Below are 2,250 nucleotides of genomic sequence, written 5' to 3'. Positions count from 1 at the left end.
AAGCTTGCGATCAGTACGAATTTCCACGACACTAGCAAGATGTATCTGGACGATCTAAACACTCAGCACACGCCTAGCTTTTTCGTTACTGATATCGGCGTCAGATATACGAGCGAGCATCTTTTGGGCGATAAGACCACGCTACGTTTCAACGTAAATAACGTATTTAACAAAAAATACTGGGCGGGAATGTATCCTGCGAGCGCCGACGGTGCGGGCGGTCTTAACGTAACTAGCGTGCTAGGCTCGGCAAATGGCGTGACGCTCGGCGAGAGTAGAAGCTTCATGCTCTCTGCGGAGGTGAAATTTTAAAATCTAGCGGGTTTAAAATTTCTACTTCGGCAGCGCGAATGGTTATAGCGCCGCTTTTAAATTTATGAAATTTTATCGCTCTAAGCAGCAAGACTAAATTTAACGAGGCTTAGTTTTAATTCATTTTAAATTTAAGCCTCGGATTTGGAATTTTAAACCTTGATTTTAAAATTTCGATCTTTAAATTTTTAAGTCGCTGCGCCTCAGCTCGCCCGCAAATTTTATCGCGCGGTTTAAAATTTAGCCGTTTTTGGTTATAATCTTTGCAAAACCACGAAACGGAGAGCAATGAAACAGATCCTTATCATCGCAAGCGGAAAGTTTGCGCGCCATTTTTTATCCCAGGTTTATAAGATCAAAGACGTCGTACATAATTACCGCGTCGTCGCAAAAAATGCGCTCAGCGTCCCGGAGGCGCTGCAAAAAGAGCAAAATTTCAGCATCGAAATTTTCGATCCCACGAGCATTGAGCGGCTGCGCGTCGTGCTGAGCCTAGCGGAATTCGATCGCTGCATAATGATAATGGATGATGAGTTTGACGCCAAGGTGACGCTAGAAAATTTAAAGACGCTTGCTCCCGATCTGGAGCTTTACGCAGCCGATTTTTGGGGGCTTTTGCGCGAGAATAAAAATGAAGCTCACGTAAAAATCGTAAATACCCTCGCGCTAAATTCCTCGCGCTTCATCGGTTTTTTGCCCGATAGCCCCGTTTTTGCTGATAATATCGGGCTTGGACGCGGAGAGATAATGGAGGTAAAAGTGCCCGTAGGAAGCTCGTTTGCGTATAAAAAAATCAGCACGCTTTCTAATGCCAAATATCAAATTCCGATGATCTATCGTCACAACAATTACATCGTAACGACGCCCGGCTCGCGGATATATCCGAATGATACGATCTTGGTCGTTGGTGAGCCGAGCGCGCTGCGAGTGGTGTTTGCTGAAGTAAAAAAGCAAAGCGGGCAATTTCCATCGCCGTTTGGGCTAAATATTTTCGCGCTAATCGATATGAAAAAAATGAGCGGTGACGAGATAGCTAGGACGGTTAGGGCGCTTGAGTTTTTGGATTTGCATATTAGAAATCATAAAATTTATCTGCGAATTTTAAATCCTCTGCTAAACGACGCTTTTAGCGAGCTTAAAGCTCTGTGTGAGCGAGATAAATTTGAAATTCTCATCGATTACTCGGGCGAGCTAAATTTAAAGCGCGACGTGAGCGAAAATAAAGCAGGCTTGGTAGTTTGCTCAAGCGGAGTTTTCGAGGCGAAAAAAGCGGCGCTTAAAACGCTTGAAATTCCGGTGCTAAGCCATGGAGAAGGGAGTAGCTCACTTTTCAATTCCTGGCGCCAGCGCCGTGCCAGGACAGGTCGGTAATGCGGTCTTTGCTGCCCACTCCAGTAATGATGCTTTTGCTGCTGGTGATTATAAGTTTGTGTTTGCGCAGAATGAAAAATTGGTTAAGGGCGACATAATTTACATGAATTATAATAGCAAGCGCTATACGTATAAAATTACTTCCACAGAGGTCGTTATGCCAAGTGAGGTCTCGAAAGTCCAACTCAACACCAATAAACCAATGTTAACATTGGTGAGCTGCGTACCTCTAGGAACGGCAGAAAAACGTCTCCTGGTTTTTGCTGAACAAATCAACCCTGACCCCAACAAGGCTACCTCAACAAGCGAATCGGGCTCGTCTCAGCAGCAAGGAAATAACTCCGCTATCCCCGGAAAACCCGAGCCGACCATCTTAGAGCGGCTCTTCGGTGGGTAAAATATAAATAGCGATTTAATTAAAGAAACCTGTTGATCCGATGTCCATATTCATCTTGCTCAGAACAATTTTTCCCGACGCGCTCACCGTTAGCCCATAGACATAGCGCTGATTTGATGACAGAACCGCGCCCAAATCCTTATGCGCGTCCAGTAGTGTATGTGCATTTG

Annotated in this window: 3 protein-coding genes and 1 pseudogene; 3 read left to right on the top strand and 1 reads right to left on the bottom strand. The window is 44.9% G+C overall.

Features of this window, described 5'->3' with window-relative positions; translation table 11 throughout:
- Positions 1-312 (top strand): annotated as a pseudogene (locus Q0095_RS00745) (TonB-dependent receptor); the annotation flags it as partial.
- 115 nt (positions 313-427) lie between these two features.
- On the opposite strand, the gene Q0095_RS00740 reads toward Q0095_RS00745, so the two are convergent.
- Positions 428-601, bottom strand: coding sequence for a hypothetical protein (locus Q0095_RS00740; protein WP_297880436.1), 174 nt, complete (start codon positions 599-601; stop codon positions 428-430).
- Between Q0095_RS00740 and Q0095_RS00735 the strand changes: the two genes are divergently transcribed.
- Both Q0095_RS00735 and Q0095_RS00730 read left to right on the top strand, forming a co-directional pair.
- Entirely contained in the window at positions 601-1,683 is a 1,083-nt protein-coding gene (locus Q0095_RS00735; protein ID WP_297880434.1) for a TrkA C-terminal domain-containing protein, read from the top strand. The genes Q0095_RS00740 and Q0095_RS00735 overlap by 1 nt on opposite strands.
- Positions 1,619-2,080 (top strand): sortase, encoded by a 462-nt coding sequence (locus tag Q0095_RS00730; protein ID WP_297880431.1) that lies wholly within the window; start codon positions 1,619-1,621, stop codon positions 2,078-2,080. The genes Q0095_RS00735 and Q0095_RS00730 overlap by 65 nt, the downstream gene beginning before the upstream one ends.
- Positions 2,081-2,250: the final 170 nt, after the last annotated feature.

Origin of the sequence: uncultured Campylobacter sp. (genome assembly GCF_938045535.1) — a bacterium.
GTDB lineage: Bacteria > Campylobacterota > Campylobacteria > Campylobacterales > Campylobacteraceae > Campylobacter_B.
Note: the sequence above shows the minus strand (reverse complement) of the source record. Positions and strands in the feature narration are given on the sequence as shown.